Origin of the sequence: Streptomyces sp. NPDC000594 (assembly GCF_040299965.1) — a bacterium.
In the GTDB taxonomy this organism is placed as follows: domain Bacteria; phylum Actinomycetota; class Actinomycetes; order Streptomycetales; family Streptomycetaceae; genus Streptomyces.
Genome location: NZ_JBEPCY010000010.1, coordinates 40271 through 59712, shown reverse-complemented (window position 1 = coordinate 59712; position 19442 = coordinate 40271). Strand labels below are relative to the sequence as shown.

Annotated in this window: 15 protein-coding genes; 5 read left to right on the top strand and 10 right to left on the bottom strand. The window is 74.3% G+C overall.

Features of this window, described 5'->3' with window-relative positions:
• Positions 1 to 214 precede the first annotated feature (214 nt).
• Positions 215 to 4156 (top strand): type VII secretion protein EccCa, encoded by a 3942-nt coding sequence (gene eccCa / locus ABT354_RS16690; RefSeq protein WP_351494492.1) that lies wholly within the window; start codon positions 215 to 217, stop codon positions 4154 to 4156.
• A gap of 366 nt (positions 4157 to 4522) precedes the next feature.
• Here eccCa and mycP read toward each other — a convergent pair whose 3' ends face one another.
• A complete protein-coding gene (mycP, locus tag ABT354_RS16685; RefSeq protein WP_351494224.1) occupies positions 4523 to 5938 on the bottom strand; it encodes a type VII secretion-associated serine protease mycosin in 1416 nt (471 codons plus the stop codon).
• Positions 5939 to 5990: 52 nt separating this feature from the next.
• The gene (gene eccE / locus ABT354_RS16680) at positions 5991 to 7877 is read right to left on the bottom strand and encodes a type VII secretion protein EccE (protein WP_351494222.1); all 1887 of its coding nucleotides are present in this window, start codon (positions 7875 to 7877) and stop codon (positions 5991 to 5993) included.
• Positions 7878 to 8178: 301 nt separating this feature from the next.
• Here eccE and ABT354_RS16675 point away from each other — a divergent pair, with 301 nt between their 5' ends.
• A complete protein-coding gene (locus tag ABT354_RS16675; RefSeq protein WP_351494220.1) occupies positions 8179 to 9597 on the top strand; it encodes an APC family permease in 1419 nt (472 codons plus the stop codon).
• On the opposite strand, the gene ABT354_RS16670 is transcribed toward ABT354_RS16675, so the two are convergent.
• Positions 9576 to 10529 carry a GlxA family transcriptional regulator gene (locus ABT354_RS16670; RefSeq protein WP_351494217.1) on the bottom strand — a complete coding sequence of 318 codons (954 nt, stop codon included), beginning with the start codon at positions 10527 to 10529 and terminating at the stop codon, positions 9576 to 9578. The two genes, ABT354_RS16675 and ABT354_RS16670, sit on opposite strands and share 22 nt — an antisense overlap.
• A gap of 89 nt (positions 10530 to 10618) precedes the next feature.
• Positions 10619 to 11500, bottom strand: a complete 882-nt coding sequence (locus ABT354_RS16665; protein ID WP_351494215.1) for a S1 family peptidase — start codon at positions 11498 to 11500, stop codon at positions 10619 to 10621.
• 143 nt (positions 11501 to 11643) lie between these two features.
• Here ABT354_RS16665 and ABT354_RS16660 point away from each other — a divergent pair, with 143 nt between their 5' ends.
• The 3 genes from ABT354_RS16660 to ABT354_RS16650 all read left to right on the top strand — a co-directional run bounded on the left by ABT354_RS16660 (position 11644) and on the right by ABT354_RS16650 (position 15143).
• Positions 11644 to 12828: a GlxA family transcriptional regulator gene (locus ABT354_RS16660; protein ID WP_351494213.1), complete on the top strand. Its 1185-nt coding sequence runs from the start codon at positions 11644 to 11646 to the stop codon at positions 12826 to 12828.
• A gap of 9 nt (positions 12829 to 12837) precedes the next feature.
• Entirely contained in the window at positions 12838 to 13920 is a 1083-nt protein-coding gene (locus ABT354_RS16655) for a right-handed parallel beta-helix repeat-containing protein (RefSeq protein WP_351494211.1), read from the top strand.
• Between the two features lie 131 nt (positions 13921 to 14051).
• Positions 14052 to 15143 (top strand): methyltransferase, encoded by a 1092-nt coding sequence (locus ABT354_RS16650; RefSeq protein WP_351494209.1) that lies wholly within the window; start codon positions 14052 to 14054, stop codon positions 15141 to 15143.
• 99 nt (positions 15144 to 15242) lie between these two features.
• On the opposite strand, the gene ABT354_RS16645 is transcribed toward ABT354_RS16650, so the two are convergent.
• The 6 genes from ABT354_RS16645 to ABT354_RS16620 are packed head-to-tail and all read right to left on the bottom strand — an operon-like array spanning position 15243 to position 19349.
• On the bottom strand, positions 15243 to 15587 hold the full coding sequence (locus ABT354_RS16645; RefSeq protein WP_351494207.1) for a TcmI family type II polyketide cyclase: 345 nt from the start codon (positions 15585 to 15587) through the stop codon (positions 15243 to 15245).
• 13 nt (positions 15588 to 15600) lie between these two features.
• Positions 15601 to 16074 carry an SRPBCC family protein gene (locus ABT354_RS16640; protein WP_351494205.1) on the bottom strand — a complete coding sequence of 158 codons (474 nt, stop codon included), beginning with the start codon at positions 16072 to 16074 and terminating at the stop codon, positions 15601 to 15603.
• A 2-nt stretch (positions 16075 to 16076) separates the two neighbouring features.
• On the bottom strand, positions 16077 to 16337 hold the full coding sequence (locus ABT354_RS16635) for an acyl carrier protein (protein WP_351494203.1): 261 nt from the start codon (positions 16335 to 16337) through the stop codon (positions 16077 to 16079).
• A complete protein-coding gene (locus tag ABT354_RS16630; protein WP_351494201.1) occupies positions 16334 to 17617 on the bottom strand; it encodes a ketosynthase chain-length factor in 1284 nt (427 codons plus the stop codon). Before ABT354_RS16630 ends, ABT354_RS16635 begins: the two co-directional genes overlap by 4 nt.
• Positions 17614 to 18891: a beta-ketoacyl-[acyl-carrier-protein] synthase family protein gene (locus ABT354_RS16625; RefSeq protein ID WP_351494199.1), complete on the bottom strand. Its 1278-nt coding sequence runs from the start codon at positions 18889 to 18891 to the stop codon at positions 17614 to 17616. Before ABT354_RS16625 ends, ABT354_RS16630 begins: the two co-directional genes overlap by 4 nt.
• Positions 18888 to 19349 (bottom strand): cupin domain-containing protein, encoded by a 462-nt coding sequence (locus tag ABT354_RS16620; protein ID WP_351494197.1) that lies wholly within the window; start codon positions 19347 to 19349, stop codon positions 18888 to 18890. Before ABT354_RS16620 ends, ABT354_RS16625 begins: the two co-directional genes overlap by 4 nt.
• Positions 19350 to 19442 lie beyond the last annotated feature (93 nt).

The window sequence follows — 19442 nt, the reverse complement described above, 5'->3', positions numbered from 1 at the left end:
TCCGGCGGGTACGTCGGCCAAGCCCGCACCCGCGCCATCGCCTCCCCGTACCCGGTCCGTACCCGGCCCGTACCGGAGCCGTCGCCACGCGGAACAGGCCACCCGGGTGGTCCGACTGATCCGTGGCCCCTGCCCGCCCGTGCCGTCCGAGCACACCCGCACGGCCCGGACCGCGAGACCCCGGGCCCCGATGATGGGAGGCCCGTTGGCCACCGTGCTCTTCCGCCGCCCGCCACGGCGCCAGGCCCCGGACATGCCGGGCGGTGAGCTGTCCCTCCAGCCGCCGCCCCCGCTCCCCGAGCTGGAACCCGGGGGCTTCCAGGCCCTCATGGGCTTTGTGCCCACCCTGATGATGGCCGGTTCGATGAGCCTGATGTTCGTCGTTCCCGGCGTCAACGCCGCCATCCGCTACGTGATGATGGGCTTCATGGCCGTCTCGGCCGTGCTGATGCTGGTCATGAATCTGCTGCGGGCGCCCCTGGAGCGCAAGCGCAAGCTGCGCGGCGAGCGCCGCGGCTACCTCCGCTATCTCGCCCGGACCCGGCGCCGGCTACGCCGCGCCGCCGACCAGCAGCGCCGCCATCTGCACTGGCAGTTCCCCGAGCCCGACGGCCTCTGGTCGACCGCGCTCAGCAACCGGCTGTGGGAACGCCGCCCCGCCCACCCCGACTTCGGCGAGATCCGCCTCGGCACCGGCCCCCAGGCCCTCGGTGTCCGGCTGGTGGCGCCGCAGTCCGCCCCCGTCGAGGACCTCGAACCCGTCAGCAGCCACGCCCTGCGCCGGCTGGTGGAGGCGTACACCACCGTCCCCGGCGTCCCCGTCCCCCTCTATCTGCGCGGCTTCGCCCATGTCCTGCTCGACGGGGACCAGGACACCGCCCGCGGACTGGTCCGCTCCGTCCTCGCCTCGCTCGCCGTGCTGCACGCCCCCGACGCGCTGCGGATCGGCGTCCTCACCCGGGGCCGGGCCGCCGAGGAGTGGGAGTGGGCGAAATGGCTGCCGCACGCCCTGCACCCCACCGCCGAGGACGGCGCCGGCCCGCTGCGGCAGATCACGGACGACTTCGGCCGGCTGGAGGAGCTGCTCGGCGGCGAGCGCCTCCGCGAACGGCCCGGGTACGAGCCCGGCGCGGAGGTCTCCACCGACGAGCCCTATCTGGTGCTCGTGGTCGACGGTACCGAGCTGCCCGCCGGGGTGCGGGCCGTCACCAGCGGCTACCGCAACGGCGTCGTCATCGACCTGGCCGGCACCCTGCCCCGCCGGGACAACCGCTATGTCCTGCGGCTCGCCGTCGGTGAGGAGAGTCTGGAACGGATCACCCGGGACACCGCCGGAACCGAGATCCGCACCCCCCTCTGCCGCCCGGACACCCTCGGCACGGGACGGGCCGCCCGGCTCGCGCGGCTGCTCTCCCCGTACCGCACCGGCGGGGGTGGCCGGGAGAACACCGAACCGGAGGCCACCGACTTTGAACTGCCCTCCCTGCTCGGGCTCGGCGACGCCAAACGTCTCGATCCGGCCATCAGCTGGCGGCCCCGCTCGCTCTGGGACCAGCTGCGGGTCCCCATCGGCATCTCCGAGCACGGGGTACCCGTCGAACTCGACATCAAGGAGGCCTCCCGGGGCGGCATGGGCCCGCACGGGATCCTCATCGGCGCCACCGGCTCCGGCAAGTCCGAACTGCTGCGCACCCTGGTCCTCGGACTCGCCGCCACCCACTCCTCCGAGGCACTCAATTTTGTTCTGGTCGACTTCAAGGGCGGCGCCACCTTCCTCGGCCTCGACCGGCTCCCCCACACCTCCGCCGTGATCACCAATCTCTCCGATGAACTCCCGCTGGTCGACCGCATGCAGGAGGCGCTCCAGTCCGAGATGAACCGCCGCCAGGAACTCCTCCGCGCCGCCGGGAACTTCAGCTCCGTCTTCGACTACGAGAAGGCCCGCGCGGGCGGGGCACCCCTCGACCCGCTGCCGTCGCTCTTCGTCGTCGTGGACGAGTTCAGCGAACTCCTCTCCCAGAAGCGTGAGTTCATCGACACCTTTGTGATGATCGGACGGCTGGGCCGGTCGCTCGCGGTCCATCTGCTGCTCGCCTCGCAGCGCCTGGAGGAGGGGAAGATCCACGCCCTTCAGTCCCATCTCTCCTACCGCATCGGGCTGCGCACCTTCTCCGCCTCCGAGTCCCGGGCGGTGCTCGGCGTCCCCGACGCCCACCATCTGCCCTCGGCCCCCGGGCACGGCTTCATCCGTACCGACACCGACACCCTGGTCCGCTTCCGCGCGGCCTATGTCTCCGGCGCCTACCGGGCCGCCGCCGTCCGCACCCGGCGGCCGGCCGTCATCGCGCAGCAGGTCGTCCCGTACACGGCCCGCTTCGTGGAGCCGCAGCCGGCCGCCCCGGCCGACAGCGGCGGAGCCGCGCCCGAGCCGGAACCCCCGGCGGAGGCCGCCACGATGATGGACATCATCGTGGACCGGCTGGTGGGGCAGGGGCCGCCCGCGCACCGGGTCTGGCTGCCGCCGCTGGACGAACCGCCCACCCTGGACGGACTGCTGCCCCAGCTCACCGGGGCGGCGGATTCCGGCGTCCCCGCGGGGCAGCTCTCCGTACCCGTCGGAGTGGTCGACAAACCCCTCGAACAGCGCCGGGACGTCCTGGTCGCCGGACTCGCCGGGGCGGACGGCCATGTCGGCGTCGTCGGCGCCACCCAGAGCGGCAAGAGCACCCTGATCCGCACCCTGGTGACGGCGCTCGCCCTCACCCACACCCCCCGGGATGTCCAGTTCTACTGCCTGGACTTCGGCGGCGGCTCCCTGGCGTCGCTGCGCGGACTGCCGCACGTCGGCTGTGTCGCCGGCCGGCTCGACGTGGACCGGGTCACCCGGGCGGTCTCCGAGGTCACCGCCGTCATCGACCACCGTGAGGAACTCTTCCGCGAACACGGGGTCGAGTCCATGGCCGAATACCGCCGGGCCCGCGCCGCCGGACGCTTCCACGACGAGGACCCGTACGGCGATGTCTTCCTGGTGATCGACGGCTGGGTCACCCTGCGCTCCGACTTCGAACGGCTGGAGGGCTCGGTCCAGGAGATCTCGCAGCGCGGACTCGGCTACGGGGTCCATCTGGTGATCGCCACCGCCCGCTGGATGGACCTCCGCTCCTGGCTGCGCGATGTCCTGGGCACCCGCTTCGAACTCAAGCTGGGCGACGCCATGGAGTCCGACATCAACTCCAAGGCACAGGCGCTGGTGCCCAAGAGCCCGGGGCGCGGGCTCACCCCCGAACGGCTGCACTTCCTCACCGCCGTGCCGCGCACCGACGGGGTGGAGAGCGCGGAGGGGATCGCCGACGCCCACCGCGCGCTGGTGGAGTCCGTGGCCGCCGGCTGGGACGGGCCGCCCGCCCCGCCGATCCGGCTGCTGCCGCCCGTGCTCCCGGTGGCCGAGGTGCCGCCCGTCGAGGGCGATCTGCGGTTCGCCCTCGGTCTTGAGGAGACGGGGCTGCGACCCCGGTGGCACGACTTCGAACAGCATCCGCATCTCTTCGTCGTCGGCGACACCGAGTGCGGCAAGACCAATGTCCTGCGGCTCGCCGGCCGCGCCATCGCCGCCCGCTACACCCCCGCCGAGGCCCGGGTCGTCCTCGCCGACACCCGGCGCAATCTGTACGACGCGGTGCCCGAGGAGTACCGGCTCGGCTACGCGGTCCAGGGCTCGGGCCTCGCGGACCTCGTCAAACGGGCGAGCGGCTCGCTCACCAAACGCGTCCCGGGGGCGGAGATCACCCCCGAGCGGCTGCCGCTGCGGGACTGGTGGGCGGGGCCCCGGCTCTATCTGCTGATCGACGACTACGATCTGCTCGCCACGCCGGGGCAGCAGCCGCTCTCCCCCGTCCTCGACCTACTGGCCCAGGGCACCGACATCGGGCTCCATGTGGTGATCGCCCGCAGCTCGGCGAACGCGATGCGGGGCATGAGCGATCCGGTGCTGCGCCGTCTGCTGGAGCTGGGCACCCCCTCGCTGCTCTTCTCCTGCCCCCGCGAGGAGGGCACCTTCCTGGTGGGCGCCCCGCCGAAGAAGCTCCCCCCGGGCCGGGCCCAGCTGGTGACCCGCCGGGCCGCGCCCGTCCTGGTGCAGACGGCCCTGGTGGGGTGACGGCCCGCCGCGAGCCGCGCGCCGCCCACCGCCCATCGCCGCCGAGCCGGTATCCGCGGACCCGTACCGGCTCGGGGGCGGCGTCCCCGGGGCGGCCCCGGACGGGCCGAGTCGCCACGGGCGGCGGCACCCGGCGGTCGCGGCCGTACGCCCGCGGCCGGGGCGCACTGCGTTCAGCCCCATGGGGGTCCTCCCGAACCAGCCCCTCCGGCGATCGAGAAGCGGGGTCCGGGGCCGGCCCCGACGGGTGCCCGAGCCGACTCGGGGCCGAGGTCCGTCCTCAAACGCCGGACGGGCTGAATTTCGGCGCCCGGGCCGGTACCCCGGCAGCTACCGCGCGGTGAACGCGCCCGCGCGGTCGGGGGTTCAGCGGAGGCGGTGGGCAAGGCGGGCCAGGAGCACGCCCAGTCCCCCCAGCACGACAAGGGCGGCGAGCCCCAGCAGCAGCGGCAGGGCGCCCCGGGCCGGATCCGGCTCCCCGGCCACGGGTGCGGCGGCTTCCGGGGGCGCGCCGCCCGCTGCCGCTCCCCCGAGGTCCGCCGCCTCCGGGGTGCCGGGGCCCGTGGTTCCGCCGTTCTCCCCGGGGACCACCGCCGTCACCGCCTCGAAGGGGTTCACCACCCCCCAGCCCACCCCCGGCTCCGGCAGCCGGGTCGGCGGATGGTCCGCCGTGGTCTGGAGCCGGTGGACGACCTGGGCCGCCGTCAGCTCCGGGTGCCGGGCCCGTACCAGCGCCGCCGTGCCCGCCACATAGGGCGTCGCGAAACTGGTTCCCTGGTCCACCCGGTGGCCGGGACCCCCCGTACCCAGGCTCAGGATGTCCACCCCGGGTGCCGCGATCCCGACGAAGTCGCCCCGCCGGGAGAACGGTGCGGGCCGGTCGTCCCGGTCCACCGCCGCGACCGCCAGCACCCCGGGGTACGCCGCCGGGAAGCTCACCGGGTCGGCCACCGCGCCGGGCCCGGTGGACTGGTTGCCCGCCGAGGCCACGATGACGACATCCTTCCGGAACGCGTACCGCACCGCGTCGTCGAGGAGCCGGCTGCGGCTCGGGGAGTTGACGGAGACATTGACCACGCCCGCGCCCGCGTCGACGGCCGCGCGGATGGCCCGCGCCATCCCGTTGGCGGTGCCGTCCTCGCCGTCGGTCGTCTGCCGTACGGGCAGGATCCGCGCGTCGGGGGCGACCCCCGCGAACCGCAGCCCCCGTACCGGCCGGGCGGCGATGAGGCCGGCGACAAAGGTCCCATGGCCCACACAGTCGGTGTCGCCGCGCCCGCCGCCAACGACCACATCCAGCCCGCGCAGCACCCGGCCCGCGAGCTGGGGCACCCCGCCGTCGACACCGGAGTCCACGACGGCGACGGTCTGGCCCGCGCCCCGGGTGATGTCCCAGACCCGCTGGGGTTCCAGCCGGGCCTGGGACCAGGGCAGTTCCGCGCTGGTCCGCACGGCGGGCGCCGCACACCGCACGGGTGGCACGGCCCCCACGGGCCCACCGGACGCCACCGCGAGGAGCGCGAGCGCCAGCCCGGCCACCGCCGCACCCCGCCCACCGGCGGATCCGCCCCGGGACCGCGCCGCGCCGTCCACCCGGGAGGCCGCGTGGCCTTCGGGCCCGCCCCGGCCGGGTTCGCCCCGGGCGGAGCCGAGGCCGGGCGTCTCCCCCGGGCCGCCGGGCCCGGACCCGGGCAGCTCCCCCGGGCCGCCGGGCCCGAGGGGGGACACCGTCCCCGGGCGGTCGGCGCCGGGCGAGGGCACTCCGTCTCCGGGGGCGGGCACGGGTACCTCCCGGCTGGTGCTCCGGCGGCGGTGCCCAAGGGGCTCGGGCGGCTCAGCCATCGACGTGCCCGGGCCGGGGCGGGAGGGTCAGGGAGGACTCGGCCGGGACCGGGCGGAGCCAGAGGGTGCGGAGTTCGCCGTCGCGGACGAGGGCGGTCGCGTCGGGGGGCAGCAGGGGGAGGGTACGGAGGGCCGGGGCGGGCAGGCCGTACGCCTCGGCCAGCTCGCGGGCGAGCGGGGAGGGGAGCCGGGGCGCGAGGACGGCGTCGTAGCGGCGCAGGGCCCGTACCCCGCCGGCGGGGGCGCGGCGGTGCAGGCTGATCCCGGTCTGCCAGGGTCCGAGGTCCGGACGGGGCGTGCCGGTGCCGCCGATGAACTCGTCCACGATCACCACCGGCCGCAGCGGCCCGCCCGGCGGCGGTGTCGGCCCCCCGGGCAGCCCCACCGCCAGCCGGGCCGGGTCCGCGCCGGACGCCCTCAGCAGCGGGGCCCACGCCTGCGGGTGCGGGGAGCGCACCCGTACCTCGGCGCCGGCCGCCAGCAGCCGGAAGACCAGCAGCACGGCGCGGTCGTGCGACAGCAGGACCCCCAGCCGCAGGGGCTCCCGGCGCAGGAGTGGCAGCGCTTCGGGGCGGCCGTCGTGGCCGGTGCCGATGACCACTCCGGCGGTACGGGCGAGCGGCCCCGCGGGCACCGGACAGCGCGGGGCGCGCGGGCCCGGCGGCAGGCCCAGCGGCACGGTGGCGAGCAGCCCTTCCGCATGGCTCCCGTCGAGCCGTTCCAGCCGGCCGCCGAGGGCCCGGGCGACGGCCTCCGGCGTCCCCCCGGTGGTGTCGGTGACGCGGAGGGCGACGGTGCAGTCCTCGGGGCGGGTGAAGGTCACCGCCAGAACGCTCGCCCGGACGGGGATCTCCGCCAGTGGGTCGAGCAGCTCTCGCAGGCGCGGCGGCCCGGAGCCGCCGTGCCGCAGCCGGAAGGTGATCTGGCCGCCGGAGCCGGTGCGCAGCCCCGTCCAGGTCTCGGTGACCGCCGTGCCCTCCCCCGCGCCGCCGTCGGCCCCGGTGGGCAGCCCCGCCGCCTCCGCCAGGGCGTGGGCGGCCTCCGCCTCGTCCAGCACACGCGCGGGGAATCCCGCCCGTTCCAGCACCGCCACGGCCGCCAGCGCGCCCCGGCGCAGCACCCGCCGCACCCCGGGCTCGCCGCCGCCCCGGACCCGTACCGCTTCGGGACAGGCCGTCCCGTCCAGCCGCAGCGCCACCCACAGCTGCCGCAGCAGCGGTACGGCCGCCGGGTTGAGCTGCCGGTGGGCGGTGGCGCAGAGGGGGGACGCGGCGTCCGCACCGGCGGGCGCGGTGACGGTGTGCACGAGCAGTTGTACGGAGTCCAGGGCGAGGTCGTCGAGACGGAGCAGCCCGGACAGCTCCCGCAGGGGCGGTTCGGGGGCCGGGGGCGGCGCCTGCCCGCCGGGTTCACCGCTGTCCGGCCGTGCGTCGCCGGGGTCGACCGCGACCAGGCAGACCCAGGCCCGGCCGTCGTGCACCAGTCCGAGCGGGGTACGGCTGCGGCCCTCCGCCCGCCGGACGGTCAGCCCCGGCAGCAGGGTCCGCAGCGGGGCGAGCGGTCCGCCGGGGGCCGTCCCGCCCGCGCGGGAGCGGGCCCACAGCCGCAGCCGCGCCGCCAGCCAGGCGTAGAGCCAGCGCCGCCGCAGCCGTACCGTGGTCAGGGCGCCCAGCAGCGCCGCCCCCAGGAGCGCGGGCGCCCGCGCCGGGTCGGGGCCCAGCACGGCGACGGCGGCCAGAGTGCCCGTCACCTCCCAGGCGACCAGATGGGCGAGGGGGACGCCCAGCAGTGGCGCGCCGGGGTCCCTGGGCCGGGGCGCGGCGGCGGGCGGTGGGGCATCGGGGGTGTCGTTCGCCGGGTGCCGCACCGTCACGGTCATGGCTGTCCTTCCTTCGGGGCGCCCCGGGGCGTGCCGGGTCCTGTGGAGAGGGCACGGCGGACGGCGGCCCACCGCTCAATCGGCCCGCGCCCCGCCCGGACACCTCACGCCCCTTCCCGGACCCCTCACGCCCCTCCCGGGCGCGCCGCGCGCTTCCCGCACTCCGGTCCTCCCGGGTGCGCCGTGGTTCCCCCGGGTGCCCCGGGGGCAGGACCCTCGTCGACGAACCGGACGCGGCACCGGAATCCGCCACGGGGCCCGCCATCGCGTACCGGTCATCCACCGCCCCGAGGAGCACGCCATGCCCGGATCGGATGTACCGACCACGCCGGCCACGCCTGTGCCGAACCCGCCCGAACAGCCCGCGCTGAAGCGTGTGATGGGCCCGGGGCTGCTGTTGCTGTTCATCGTCGGCGACATCCTCGGGACCGGGATCTACGCGTTGACGGGGCAGGTCGCGGGGGAGGTCGGGGGCGCGGCCTGGCTGCCGTTCGCGGTCGCCTTCACCGTCGCGCTGATCACCGCCTGCTCCTATCTGGAGCTGGTCACCAAGTACCCGCAGGCCGCGGGTGCCGCCCTGTATGTGCACAAGGCGTTCGGCCTGCACTTCCTGACCTTTCTCGTGTGCTTCGCGGTGATGTGCTCCGGCATCACCTCGGCGTCGGCGGCCTCCCGGGCCTTCGCGGCCAATCTGGCCGTGGGCTTCGGGTTCGACGCGGGGGACGGTCTGATCCTGCTGATGGCGCTGGGCTTCATGGGGCTGGTGCTGCTGGTGAATCTCCGGGGTGTCGCGGAGAGCGTCAAGGTCAATGTCGTGCTGACGGTCGTGGAGTTGACGGGTCTGCTCCTGGTGATCCTGGTCAGCCTCTTCTTCATCGCGGGCGGGGACGCGGACTTCTCCCGGGTCGTCGCCTTCGAGACCGCGTCCGACAAGAACGCGTTCCTCGCGGTGAGCACCGCGACCTCGCTGGCCTTCTTCGCCATGGTCGGCTTCGAGGACTCGGTCAATATGGCGGAGGAGACCAAGGACCCGGCGCGGACCTTCCCCCGGATGATGTTCGCCGGTCTGGGGATCACCGGCGCGATCTATGTCCTGGTGTCGATCTGCGCCGTCGCCGTCGTGCCGGTGGGGCGGCTCGCCGCCAGTGAGACCCCGCTGGCCACGGTCGTGCAGACGGCCGCTCCCGACTTCCCGGTCGCCGACCTGCTGCCGTTCATCTCCCTGTTCGCCGTGGCCAACTCGGCGCTCATCAATATGCTGATGGCCAGCCGACTGCTGTACGGCATGGGCCGGCAGGGGGTGCTGCCGCCCTTCCTCGCCACGGTGCATCCCGTACGGCGCACTCCGCGCGCGGCGATCCTGCTGACCACCGGCATCGCCGTCGGCCTCATCACCTTTGTCTCGCTGAACCCGGACAGCTCGGTCGTCGCACTGCTGGGGGGTACGACCTCACTGCTCCTGCTCACCGTCTTCGCGGGCGTTCATCTGGCGGTCCTGGTGCTGCGCCGGGACACGGTCGCGGCACCGCACTTCCGGGCGGGCCGGGTGCTGCCCGTGGTGGGCATGGTCGCCTGTCTCTATCTGGTCCTGCCGTGGTCCTCCGGGCGTCCCGGGGAGCAGTACCGGATCGCCGGGGTGCTGCTGCTGATCGGGGTGGTCCTGTGGGTGGTCACCTGGTTCACCCGGCGGCGGAAGCCTTACCCGCCGCTGGAACGGTAGGCCGTGCGGTAGGCCCTCGGGGTGGTGCCCGTCAGCCGACGGAAGTGGCGGCGGAAGCTCTCGGGTGAGCCGAACCCGGTCCTGGCGGCGATCTCGTCGACCGTCCCGTCCCCCGTCTCCAGGAGCCGCCGGGCCCGCTCCAGCCGGATCCGCAGCAGATACTGGCGCGGGGTGAGCCCGGTCCGCTCCCGGAAGCGGCGGTTGAGGCTGCGCACACTGGTCCGGGCGTGGGCGGCGATCTCGGCGAGGGTCGGCGCGTCGTACGGGCGGTTCTCCAGCCAGCGCAGGGTCGGCTCCAGACCCGCGCTCTCGGCCAGCTCGCGGTCGATCTCCTCGCGGGTGGCCCCGGCGTCCTCCCGCATGAGCGCGATCAGCCGCCGGGCGGTCCGCCCGGCGACCGGCGGGCCGTGGTCCCGGCCGATGAGATGGAGGCAGAGGTCGACTCCCCCCAGGACGCCCGCCGAGGTGACGAAGGGACCGTCCGCCACCACCGTCCCGGCGGGGTCGACCACGACCCGCGGATGGCGGGCGGCGAGTTCGGCCGTATGGGACCACTCGGTGGTCGCCCGCCGGCCGTCGAGCAGCCCGGTGGCCGCGAGGGTGAACGTACCGGTGCCGACGGCGGCGATCCGGCTGCCCCGGGCCGCCGCCGCGCGCACCGCGTCGGCCACCCCGGCCGGTGGCCCGGCGAGGAAGCCGTCATGGCCGGTGAGCACCACCGTGTCGGCGCCCTCCAGCCCGTCCGTCCCCCAGGGGGCGGTGATGGTCAGGGGCAGTGGCCCGGCCGTGGTGACGGCGGGCCGGACGGAGCAGACCCGCAGTTCGGTACGGGCGGGCCGGTGCGCTTCGGCGGCGGCCTCGAAGACCAGCCCCGGGGTGGTGAGCTGGTGTCCGGGGACTCCGTCGAGGACGAGAAGGGCGACCACGGGCATGGGGCGACGGTATCCCTGGGGGTCTTCGCGGCGCGCGGCCGGGCCCGGCCGCGCCGTCAGGGCGGTGGCCGGGCCCGGGGCGGCAGGGGTCAGCGGTGGGTCCGGATCGTCTGGGCGATCCAGTCCTTGTACGCGGGGACCGAGGTCCAGACACCGGGGCCGTTGGAGCACTCCGGTCCGACCGCGGGGTTGCCGTCGCCGGAGGTCGCCCCGACCAGCTGCCAGCGTCCGGCGATCCGCTGGATCTGGGGGCCGCCCGAGTCGCCCCGGCATCCCATGGCGTCGGGCACCCGCGACCCCGTGCAGAGTTCGCTGCCCGCCTTGAACGGGGAACACGCCGCGTCGGCGATCCTGCGGGTGTCGAGCTGCTGGAGCCGCTCGGAGAACGACCAGTCGGGGCCCTCGGCCGTGTTGCCGAAGCCGAGGATCCGGGTCCGGTCGCCCACCTTCGGGGCGCGGTCGGCGATCCGTACCGGCTGCTGACGGGTGACCGGCCGGTCCAGCTTGAGCAGCGCGAGGTCGTCGTGGCCCCGGTAGGCGTCGGGCCGGATCACATAGTCCGGGTGGAGCACCTTCGCGGTGATGGTGCGGACCGTCCCGCCCCGGCTCTGGTGCTCGCTGCCGATCCGGACCGTCCCGGACGGCGCGGTCGGCAGATCCGGATGACCGGCGCAGTGGGCCGCGGTGAGCACCCACTGGGGGTCGATCAGCGTGCCGCCGCAGACTCCCTGGAGGGTGCCCTCGGGCAGCTTCATGTCCTGGGGTATCGAGACCATGAACGAGTACCGCTGGGTGGAGTCCTCGCCGCCCACGACGGCCCCGGCGCTCCCGGCGGGACCGGCGACGGCCAGACCGGCGGCGGCGACAGCGGTGGCGGCACCGATCGCGGCGGTCCTGGCCAGGCTCCGGGAGGGCCGGCGCACCAGGGTGCCAAGGGGTCGGGTCTGCTGCCGGCGGGTCGGGTAGGCCATGGCGAATTTCCCTTTCAGGGCTGGTGGGAGGGGTGTACACGGTCCGGGTGTTCCTTGGTCTCCGGTGCGTGTGCCCCCATCCTCCGGGCCGTGAACCGGTCGGAAACAGCGCCCGCGATGCCACCCTCGGTTAAATTCTGGCCATGCCACTGGTCGCCCTTCTCGTCCTCGACGGGGTCCCCGGATCCCAGCTCACCACCCCCGGGCTGCTGCTCGGCGCCGTCACGGGCACCGGCCGCGGGAGTGCCCCGTACGAGCTGAGGATCTGTGCCGGCCCCGGCTTCCGGGCCACGGCCGGGCCGGGCCCGTTCGGGCTCACCGGGCACCGGGGGCTCGACGGTCTCGACGGGGCGGCGGCCGTGATCGTGGCCGGCTACCGGGGCTTCCGGGACGAGCCCCCGGCCGCCGTCACCGGTGCGCTGCGGGCCGCCGCCGGGCGGGGCTGCCGGATCGGTGCGGTGGGGACGGGGACCTTCGCGCTCGCGGCCGCCGGGCTGCTCGACGGACGGCGGGCCACCACCGACTGGCGGTACACCGGGGAGCTGGAGCTGCGTCATCCCCGGATCGAGGTCGTCCCCGGGCGGGAGGTCGTCGCCGACGGCCCGTTCCTCACCTCGTCGGGGGTGCTCGGCGGCAAGGACCTGTGGCTGCGGCTCATCGAGGAGGAGCACGGCGGGCCGGTGGGGCGGGAGGCGGACCGGCGGCTCTTCCTCCGGCTGCCGGAGCGGGGCGGACTCCCCGGGACCACCGCCACCGGCACCGGCACCACCACCGACCTGCCGGCGGACACTCAAGCGGACACGGACACGGACCCGCACGAGGACACGGACACGGGCACGGACACGGACGGCGGGCTCGGGCCGACGCTGCGCTGGATGGCGGCGGAGCTGCACCGCCCGCTGACCCTCGCGGAGATCGCCGCGTACACCGGTACCAGCGTCCGTACCCTCAGCCGGCGCTTCCGCTCCGGGACCGGGCTCAGCCCGCTCCAGTACCTGCTGCGCCTGCGGATCGAGCGGGCCCAGCATCTGCTGGAGCGCGGGGACCTCCCGGTGGAGCACATCGCCGCCCGGACCGGGCTCGGGACACCCGCCAATCTGCGCCACCACTTCCAGCGCCTCAACGGCACGACCCCGGGCGTCTACCGGGCGGCCTTCCGCTCGATGGTCGCCCTGTTCACCCAGGACGACCCGGCCGACCCGGCAGACCCAGCCAGCGCGGACGGCCCGGACGGTCCCGACGGCCCGGACGGCCCGGACGGCCCGGACGGCGGACGGGACGCCTCCATCCGACCGACCCGTGTGGCGGCCCCCCTCCATCCCTCCTAACGTCGCCTCATGACACATGGACAAAAACCTCATCTCACGCATATCGGATGGTGTACAGCGGTGGCCGCCGCTCTGGTCGCCGGGCTCGCCACCGCCCCGGGCGCCGTCGCCGCGCCACGGCAGCACACCGTCCGGCCGGGTGCCTCGATCCAGGCGGCGGTGGACGCGGCCCGCCCCGGGGACACGGTGGTGATCGCCCCCGGCACCTTCCGGGAGAGCGTGCTGATCACCAAGGAGCTGACCCTGCGCGGCGCGGGCCCCCGTACCGTCCTCACCCCCGCGCAGACCCGCTCCCGTACCGGCCACAGCTGCGCCACGGCGGGTCATGGCATCTGTGTCATCGGGACCGAGGGGGCGGAGCCGGCCGGGGTCTCGGTCCGCTCCCTCACCGTGCGGGGTTTCCGCGGCCACGGCCTGTGGGCCTCCCGGACCGACCGGCTGCTGGTCCGGGAGGTGACCGCCGAGGAGAACGGCGTCTGGGGCATCGCCCAGCAGCGCTCCACCCGGGCCGCGCTCCGGAACAACACCGTCCGGGAGAACGGCGACGCGGGCATCTTCGTCGCCAACGCCGTGGACGCCGAGGGCGGCGCCACCGACACCGGGGGCACGGTGATCGCGGACAACCGGGCCACCGGGAACCGTATCGGCATCACCGTACGCAGGGTCCGGAACCTCTCCGTCCGGTCCAATGTCATCACCGGGAACTGCGCCGGGATGTTCATCGTCGGGGACGAGTCCCGGCCCGCCGCAGGCGCCATGACGGTCCGTTCCAACACCATCGAGCGGAACAACACCTTCTGCCGGGCGACCGACCGGCTGCCCGCCCTCCAGGGCTCGGGCATCGTCCTGACCGGCTCCGAGGCCACCGTCATCCGCGACAACCGGATCCGGGACAACGTCGGCGCCTGGCCGATGTCCGGCGGGATCGTCCTCTTCAAGAGCTTCGTCGGCGCCGCCAACACCGACAACGTCATCGAGCACAACGACGTACGCGGCAATGCGAAGGCCGATCTCATCGACGGCGGCGGCGGATCGGGCAACCGGTTCACGGACAACACCTGCGCCACCTCCGAGCCCGCCGGGATGTGCTGACGGGCCCGCACTCCGGGCCCACCGCCCCGTACCCGTACCCGTAACGCCGTATCCGCCGCCCGCCACCCCGTACGCCGTATCCGCCGTTCCGCCGCGTACCCGGCCGGACCGCCAGGAGAGAGTGAACGCGCATGACCACGCTGAGCACCCGACCCGTCGAGACCGTCCCCCTTGACTCCGCCCCGCCCCCGGGGATGCGGCTGCGCGAACTGGTCTTCGGGGCCGCCTGCGCCGCCGCCGTCCGTGCCGCCGCCCGGCTGCGGCTGGCCGACGCGCTGGGCGATGTCCCGGCCACCGCCGAGAAGCTGGCCCAGGCGGTGGACGTGGCGCCGGAGCCGCTGCGCCGGCTGCTGCGCGCCCTGGCCTGCCAGGGCGTCTTCGACGAGCGGCCCGACGGCACCTTCTGCCACACCGAGATGTCCCGGATGCTCCGCGAGGACGACCCGCACAGTCTGCGGGCCATCGCGCTGTGGTGCACCGAGCCCTGGACCTGGGCCCTCTGGCCGCGTCTGGACGACGCCGTCCGCTCCGGCGGGGCCGTCTTCCAGGAGGTCTTCGGCAAGGGCTTCTTCGACCATCTCCACCAGGACGCGCCCGAGTCGGCGCAGGTCTTCAACCAGGCCATGACCACCTCCAGCAGACAGTCCGCCGAGGACGTGGCCGATCTGCTGGACCTCACCGGGGTGACCTCGGTCGCCGACATCGGCGGCGGCCAGGGCCATGTCCTGGTCAGCCTGCTGGAGCGGCATCCGGGGCTGCGCGGCACCCTGCTCGATCTGCCCGGTGTCGTGGACCGGGCCGACGCCCGGCTGCGGGCGGACGGCGATCTCGCGGACCGGGTCACCGTGGTCCCCGGCGACTGCCGCCGGGAGATCCCGGTCGCGGCCGACCTCTACATCATCAAGAACATCCTGGAGTGGGACGACGCCAGCACCCGCGCCACCCTGCACAACGTGGTCGCGGCGGCCCGGCCCGGCGCCCGGGTGGTGGTGATCGAGAATCTGGTGGACGACACCCCCTCGATGCGCTTCACCACCGCGATGGATCTGCTGCTCCTGCTCAATGTGGGCGGCGCCAAGCACACCCGGCGGAGCATGGTGGAGCGGATGACCGGCGCGGGGCTCGTACCGGGGACGATCCGCCCGGTCAACGCCTATCTGCATGCCTTCGAGGCGGTGGTGCCGCCCGCGCCCGCCGACGCGCCGGAGACCCTCGTGGAGTGAGCCCGGAGTGAGGCGTCCCGGGGTGAGGCGTCCCGGACGTGGGAGAGCCGCCCCCGGCCGCAGCGCGCGGCCGTGGGGCGGCTCTCCCGCTCCCCGCCGTCAGGACGGGCCGCGCTCCCAGGTGTAGAAGCGCTGGGCCATGGCGTCCTTGGGACCCCGCCAGCTCTCCGGGTCGTACGGGCTGATGAAGGTGGTCAGCCGTTCGCAGAGGGCACGGAAATCCGGGTGGTCGTGCACCCCGGCGATGGCCGGGCCCGGGGGCCGGTCCGCCTCGATGAGGTGCAGGTAGACATCGCCGAACTGGAAGAGGCTGCGCCGGTGGACCCCGACGAGCCCGGGAAGCTCTCCGTCGTCGGATTCGGCGAAGAGCTTGGCGATTCCGTCGGCCGAGCCCGGTGCCATCCGGGCCACCAGCAGTGCCTGGTGTGCAGGGGTGGTGGTCATCACGGCTCCCGGGTCAGTTGGCGGACGCGGCCCGGCGCTGCCGGTCCCGCTCCTCGATACGGTCCCGGATCAGGGCCATCTGGATCTTCGAGTTGCGATTGATGTTGTCGGTCATCCAGGCGTCGTCCACCGGGGCGTCCGGCTTCATCGCGAAATCCTGCCGCCAGTGCATCCGGGTACCGCCGGGGACCTCGCTGTACTCCCAGTGGATGTCCATGTGCTGGAACGGGCCGGTCTCCACCCGGCGGGCCCGTACGGTACGGGCCGCCCGGTCCGGGGTGCGCTCGGAGACCCAGCTCCAGATCTTGCCGTTCTCGTCGGGGTGCATGGTCAGCCGGAAGGTGGTGGTCTCCCCCTGCCGCTCCAGCACCTCGACCGAGGCGTACTCGCTGAAGAGCTGCGGCCAGTTCTCCAGATCGTTGGTGATCTCCCAGACCACGTCCAGGGGGGCGTTGACGGTGATCTCGTTCTCGGTGTGTCCGGACACGCTCAGGCTCCGCTCTTGGTCAGTGATGAGTTCACGAGCTCCAGGAAGGCCCGCGGGGTCAGGCACTTCTCGGCGTCCGCGGGCATGGTGATGCCATGCCGGTTCTCCAGCGCGGCGACGATGCCGAGCAGGCCCAGCGAGTCCAGCCCGTACTCCTCGAACGAGGTGTCGGGCCGGTCCGCCAGATCGCCGGGCTCGACCTGTATGCCGGCGTTCTGCCGCATCAGACCGGCCAGTTCCTCCGGGGTGACTGCCTCTGTCATCGCTTCTGCTCCTTGTGAGTGGTGGAAGGGGTCCGTCCCGGGTCCGCGGCGCGCAGCACCAGGGCGGCGTTCGACCCCATCAGCCCCCGGCTGAGCACCAGCGCGGTGCGCAGCGGCACCCGGCGGCCCTTGCCGGTGACGAGGTCGATGTCATGGCAGACGTCGAAGACATTCGGGGTCGGGGGGACGACGCCGTGCTCCATGGCGAGGACCGCGGTGGCGGTGTCGAGGACCGGGCCGCCGCAGTAGGCCCGTCCGATGCCGGTCTTGGGGGCGGTGACGGGGACCCGGCGGCCATGGGAGCCGAGCGCGTCGGTGAGGGCCAGGGCCTCGGCGCGGTCGGCCTCCGGTACGCCGAGCGCGTCGGCGAAGACCACGTCGATCTCCTCGGGGGCGCAGCGGGCCTGCCGCAGCGCGCCCTGGATGGCGTGGGCGAGGCCCTCGCGGGAGTCGGTCCAGCGGGCGGCGCCGGTGAAGGTGGCGGCGTGCCCGGCGACCAGGGCGCGGGGCAGGACGCCACGCCCGAGGGCGGTGGACTCCTCCTCGACGACGAGCATGGCGCCGCCCTCGGCGGGGGCGAAGCCGCAGGCGTCGGCGGTGAAGGGGCGGTAGGCGCGGGCGGGGTCCTCGGCGAGGCTCAGATCCTCGTAACCGAGCTGGCAGACCATCGAGTACGGGGCGAGGGGGGCCTCGGCGGAGCCGACGATGACGGCGCCGGTGCCCCGGGCGATGGCCCCGGCGGCGTGGGCGATGGCGTCCAGGCCGCCCGCCTCGTCGCTGCAGACCACTCCGCAGGGGCCCTTGAAGCCGCCCCGGATGGAGATCTGGCCGGTGCTGGCGGCGTAGAACCAGGCGATGGACTGGTACGGGCCGACGAAGCGGGAGCCCTGGCCCCAGAGGTTCTGGAGTTCGCGCTGGCCGAACTCGCCGCCGCCGGAGCCGGAGGCGGTGACGACGCCGATGTCGTAGGGGGTGTCCTGGTAGTCGGCGCGGCCCAGCCGGGCGTCGGCGAGGGCGAGGTCGGCGGCGGCCATGGCGAAGTGGGTGAAGCGGTCGGTCTGCACCAGGAAGCGGTCCTCGACCAGGGAGCGGGGCTCCAGATCGCGTACCTCGCCGCCGACCCTCAGGGGCAGCCGGTCGCAGCCCTCGCGGGAGATCCGGTCGAGGACGCAGATGCCCTCCAGCGTCGACTTCCAGAAGACATCCGCGCCGATGCCGTTGGGGGCGACGACGCCGATACCGGTGATGACGGTGGGGCGATCGGGCCGGGGGTCGGTCATGGTGCCCTCCCACTGGACGGGGTCAGCACGACCGCGGACTGGAAGCCGCCGAACCCGCTCCCCACCGAGAGCACATGGCGCAGCCTGCGGGGTCGGGCGGTGCGCGGCACATAGTCCAGGTCGCACTCGGGGTCGGGGGTCTCGTAGTTGGCGGTCGGCGGTACGACCTGGTGGTCCATGGCGAGGACACAGGCGACGAGTTCGATCGCGCCGATCGCGCCGAGGGAGTGGCCCACCATGGATTTGATGGAGCTCATCGGGGTGGTACGGGCGTGCTCGCCGAGGGAGCGTTTGACGGCGGCGGTCTCATGGCGGTCGTTCTGTTTGGTGCCGGAGCCATGGGCGTTGACATAGTCGACGTCGGTGCGGTCGACCCGGGCGTGGTCCAGGGCGAGGTCGATGGCACGGGCCATCTCCAGGCCCTCCTTGGTGAGTCCCGTCATGTGGTAGGCGTTGCCGAAGGTGGCGTAGCCGCCGATCTCGCAGTGGACGGTGGCGTCGCGGGCGCGGGCGTGTTCCAGCTCCTCCAGGACGAGGACGGCGCCGCCCTCGCCCATGACGAAGCCGTCGCGGTGGGCGTCGAAGGGCCGGGAGGCGTGTTCGGGGTCGTCGTTGTTGGGTGAGGTGGCCTTGATGGCGTCGAAGCAGGCCACGGTGATGGGGGAGATCGGGGAGTCGGTGGCGCCGGTGACACAGATGTCGGCGCGGCCCTCCTGGATGGCCTGGAAGGCGTAGCCGACGGCGTCCAGGCCGGAGGTGCAGCCGGTGGAGACGGTCTGCACCGGTCCGCGGGCGCCGATCTCCTCGGCGACGGCGGAGGCGAGGGTGGAGGGGGAGAAGGCGCGGTGGAGGTGGGGGTCGGCCGCGCGGTGGTCCACGTCCCAGCGTTCGCCGCGCCGGGAGACATGGACGTAGTCGTGTTCCAGGCGGGTGGTGCCGCCCACGGCGGTGCCGAGGGAGACGGCGGTCCGCCAGGGGTCGGTGCGGGCGACGGTCCCGGGTTCGAGCCCGGCGTCGCGTATCGCCTCCCGGGCGGCGACCAGGGCGAACTGGATGTAGCGGTCGGTGCGGGCGACGGTCTCGGGGTCGAGTCCGTGCGCGGCGGGGTCGAAGTCGACCTCGGCGGCGATCCGGGAGCGGAATCCCGTCGGGTCGAAGAGGGTGATGCCCCGGGTCGCCGTACGTCCGGCGGCGAGCAGGTCCCAGAAGGCGGGGACACCGACGCCGCCGGGGGCGACGACGCCGATCCCGGTGACCGCGACCCGGCGCCTCACGACACCGCTCCGGAGCGTTCCGGGGGTCCGGCGTGGCCGGGGGCGGTGGCCGTTGGGGTGGGGGCTTCGGCGGGGGTCTCCTCGGTGTCGACATGTCCCAGCTCGGGCCGGGGGGCGAGGGGGCCGAGGTGGAAGACCATCCGGACCTCCTCGTCGCCGATGTTGCGGAAGCGGTGGCGTACGTTCAGCGGGATCATCAGGCCCTGGTCGGGGCGCATGGGATGGGTGACGCCGTCGAGGTCGACCTCCAGGCGTCCGCTGACCACGAAGACGAACTCCTCGGAGTACGGGTGGTAGTGCTCGGCGATGCGCTCCCCGGGCTTGATGATCGCCAGTCCCATGAATCCGCTGGTCGAGCCCACGGCGGTGGGGGTGAGCAGGGCGCGCAGATCGCCGCCGCGCCGGGTGTTGGGCTGGGTCTCGCTCAGGTCGACGATGCGTGGGCCGGTGGTGGTCATGGTGTTCTTCCTCCAGTGGGCGGCCGTCCGGGTCCGGGACGGGTTTCCGGTGTCCCGGGGTGCGGCATCCGGGGTCGCGGGTACGGTCGGCCG